General features: G+C 64.6%; 5 protein-coding genes. 2 read left to right on the top strand and 3 right to left on the bottom strand.

What is annotated here, in order from left to right:
• Together pyrD and EN884_RS29685 are read right to left on the bottom strand one after the other, a co-directional pair.
• Nucleotides 1-694 (bottom strand): dihydroorotate dehydrogenase (quinone) (gene pyrD / locus EN884_RS29690; protein ID WP_128360905.1); only part of this gene is annotated, 694 nt, incomplete at its 3' end.
• Nucleotides 691-1,041, bottom strand: a complete 351-nt coding sequence (locus EN884_RS29685) for a DUF952 domain-containing protein (RefSeq protein ID WP_024503140.1) — start codon at nt 1,039-1,041, stop codon at nt 691-693. The genes EN884_RS29685 and pyrD, both read right to left, overlap by 4 nt.
• Before the next feature lie 186 nt (nt 1,042-1,227).
• On the opposite strand from EN884_RS29685, the gene EN884_RS29680 reads away from it, so the two are divergent.
• Nucleotides 1,228-1,656, top strand: a complete 429-nt coding sequence (locus EN884_RS29680) for a hypothetical protein (RefSeq protein WP_013533615.1) — start codon at nt 1,228-1,230, stop codon at nt 1,654-1,656.
• A gap of 120 nt (nt 1,657-1,776) precedes the next feature.
• Nucleotides 1,777-2,436, top strand: a complete 660-nt coding sequence (locus EN884_RS29675; protein WP_024503139.1) for a response regulator transcription factor — start codon at nt 1,777-1,779, stop codon at nt 2,434-2,436.
• 4 nt (nt 2,437-2,440) lie between these two features.
• Here the strand turns inward: EN884_RS29675 and EN884_RS29670 are convergent.
• Nucleotides 2,441-3,581 (bottom strand): hybrid sensor histidine kinase/response regulator (locus tag EN884_RS29670; protein ID WP_164895232.1); only part of this gene is annotated, 1,141 nt, incomplete at its 5' end.

Here is a 3,581-nt window from a genome sequence, read left to right as displayed (position 1 = left end):
GCTTTTCCGTGACTTCGGCGGCGATGTCCTCCAGCTCTGCCTCGACCAGATCCGGCGCGATCTTCAGGAACACCGGCGGCTGGGCGCTTGCCGCGGCGCGCGCTGCCATGACCCGCGACAAGAGCTCGCCAAGCTGCTCACGCGCCTGCATGTTGCGCAGGCCCGGCGTGTTGGGCGAGGAGATGTTGACGGTCAGATAGCTGGCGTATTGCGCAAACCGGGCGACGCCGCGCTCATAGTCGCCGATGCGGTCGCTGCTGTCCTTGTTGGCGCCGATGTTGACGCCGACGATGCCGCCACGCCCCTTGCGCGCGGCAAGGCGCTTTTCGGCCGCCGCATGGCCTTCATTGTTGAAGCCCAATCGGTTGATCACCGCATCGTCGGCCGTCAGCCGGAAAATGCGCGGCTTCGGATTGCCGGCCTGCGCCAGCGGCGTGATCGTGCCGACCTCGGCAAAGCCGAAGCCCAGGCCAAGCAGCGCGTCGGGCACTTCGGCGTTCTTGTCATAGCCGGCCGCCATGCCGAGCGGATTGGGAAAATCGAGGCCGCAGATGCTGACCGTCAGCCTGTGGTCGCGGATCGCTGGTGCACCAACCGGAACGCCGCATCGCAAGGCCGCGATCGACAGGCCATGCGCGGTTTCCGGATCGAAGGCGAACAGCAGCTTCTGGCCGAGCCGGTCGAGCACGCTCATTGCCCCTCCAGTGCCGGGAACTGGTGCACACCATCGGAGCCAAGCGGCAGTGGCCGGACCCACAGCACAGCCTTGAGGCCGAGCGGACCATAAAGATGCGGAAACAGCGCACCGCCGCGCGAGACCTCGTATCTCAGCGCAGCACCCAGGCTGGCGCCGTCGATGGCGACCAGCAGAAGGTCGGTCTGGCCGGCAAAGTGCTTTGCCGCCGTTTCCTTGACCTGCGCCGCCGTGGAGAAGTGGATGAAGCCGTCTGCGACATCAATCGGCGCGCCGGTGAAGCGGCCATGCGTTTCGGCCTCGCGCCAAAGCGCCTGCGGGGTTATCTTGTAGATAATCTGAGACATGGTTGCGCTATAGAGCAGTTCCAGGAAAAGTGTGAAACGGTTTTCCCGGGAAAAGCGCATAGCGCTTTCCCTTGGGAATTGCTTCAAAAGATTCCGAACCAGCCATTCGGGAAAGGCCACGCCAAGGGTCTTCCCCATTTCCGGCGCAAACATGCGATATCTGAGGCCTTTGCCATGGAGGACAACATGCGTCTGCAGCACATCTTGATCCCCGCCGCGCTCGTTTCGCTGGTCGCGGCTTCAGCTTATTCGGAAGAAACCGACCGCTACCGGCTGGAAAAGTCGGCCACCGGCTATATCCGCATGGACACCCAGACCGGCGCCATGTCGATCTGCGACGAACGCTCCGGCCAGCTCGTCTGCAAGATGGCGGCCGACGAACGCGCCGCTTTCCAGGACGAGGTCGACCGCTTGCAGACCTCGATGAAGGCGATGGACGAGCGCGTCACCAAGCTCGAGAATTCGCTCTCCGCCCGCCTCGAATCGAAACTGCCGAGCGAAGAGGATTTCAACAAGACGATGGGCTACATGGAGCGCTTCCTGCGCGGCTTCATGGGCATCGTCAGGGATATGGACAAGGACAACGGCGCCCAGCCCAATTCGCAGAAGACCTGAGCGTTTCAACCACGGGAGGCGGCGCACTGGCTTTGCCGCTTGAAAACAGCGCGCAGCCGCTCATAATCGTCCAGTTGAACCCGAAAAGCCAAAAATCATCGGGGATTCGGGGAGGGACATTTGCCGGCAGGCTATTCTTTCGTCATCGCCGACGATCACCCGCTGTTTCGCGGTGCGCTGCGCGAAGCGCTCGCCGGCATCGGCAATGTCGCCGCCATCCATGAAGCCGGCGATTTCGAGAGCGCCAAGGCGCTGGTCGTGGCCAACGAGGACGTCGATCTGGTGCTGCTCGACCTGTCGATGCCGGGCGCCAGCGGCCTCTCCGGCCTGATCTCGCTGCGTGGCATCCATCCGGCGGTGCCGCTGGTCGTGGTGTCGGCGCATGACGATCCGGCGACCATCAGGCGGGCGCTCGACCTCGGCGCTTCCGGCTTCATCTCCAAATCGGCCAGCATGGAAGAAATCCGCAGCGCCGTGCAATCGGTGCTTGCCGGCGATATTGCAGCACCCGTCGGCGTCGATCTCGGCATCGAGCGCGACCCTGAAATATCCGACCTGATCAAGCGGCTGCAGGCGTTGACGCCGCAGCAGACCCGGGTGCTCGGCATGCTGGCCGAGGGCCTGCTCAACAAGCAGATCGCCTATGAACTCGGCGTCTCCGAGGCCACCATCAAGGCGCATGTCTCCGCCATCCTGCAGAAGCTCGGCGTCGACAGCCGCACCCAGGCGGTGATCCTGCTGTCCAAGATCGGCAGCGACCCGCTGCAGCCGGCGGGTTAGACCCCTATTCCGCCGCCGGCGCCAGCGGCCTGACCCTGGCCATCATCGAGCGCAGTACCGCTGGTTTGAGCGGTTTGTTGATCACCGCAATCTCGAGCCCGCCGGCGGTCGTGCGCACCTCGTTGGAGCGGTCGGCGGTGACCAGCACGGCCGGCAGGGTGTCGCCATGGATCGCACGCAGCCTGACGACGAGTTCGAGGCCGGTTTCGCCGTCGAGATGGTAGTCGGCAAGGACGATGTCCGGGCGATGTATCTTCGCGGTCTCCAGATCCTTTGAACCGGACGCGGTGTCGACGTTGCAACCCCAGCCTTCGAGCAGGAGCCGCATGCCTTCGAGGATGCGGGCGTCGTTGTCGATGCACAGCACGTGCAGACCGGCCAGCGAGGCTGTCGCGCGGGCGGGAGCCCTGGCTTCGATCTCGCGTCGTGCCTGCACGGCCGCGACGGGCAGGATAACGGAGAATCGCGTGCCCTTGCCCGGACTGGAAAAGATGCGGATCTCCAGGCGCAACACCCGGGCGATGCGGTCGACGATGGAGAGGCCGAGACCGAGGCCCTCGGCCTCGCGCGCGCCCTCGTCGAGCCGGGTGAATTCGCGAAAGACGGTGTTCAGCTTGTCGCCGGCGATGCCGATGCCGGTGTCGATCACCTGGATCTCGGCCAATTCGCCGCGCCGCCTGACGCCAACCAGCACGCGGCCGCGGCGCGTGTATTTGATGGCGTTGGAGACGAGATTCTGGATCAGGCGGCGCAGCAAATTGCGGTCCGTCGTCACCGTCAGCGATGACGGCATGATGGTCAGCTCGAGCTTCTTTTCGGCGGCCAGCGGCCGGAAGTCGTTGCCGATCTGGCGCAGCAATCCGTCGAGGTTGAAGGCGGTGTCATCCGGCTTCATCGCGCCGGCATCGAGGCGGGAGATGTCGAGCACGGCGCCGAGAATGGTCTCGACGGATTCCAGCGAGGATTCGATGTTCACGGCCGCCTTGCCGGCAGGTCCCTTGCCGGCCTTCTCGATCAGCGAGGAGCAATAGAGCCGGGCGGCGTTCAGCGGCTGCAGGATGTCGTGGCCGGCGGCGGCGAGGAAGCGCGTCTTGCCGAGATTGGCCTCCTCGGCCAGCATCTGTGCCTGCGCCAGTTCCTCATTG

Origin of the sequence: Mesorhizobium sp. M7A.F.Ca.AU.001.01.1.1 (assembly GCF_004022735.1) — a bacterium.
Lineage (GTDB): Bacteria > Pseudomonadota > Alphaproteobacteria > Rhizobiales > Rhizobiaceae > Mesorhizobium > Mesorhizobium ciceri.
Note: the sequence above shows the minus strand (reverse complement) of the source record. Positions and strands in the feature narration are given on the sequence as shown.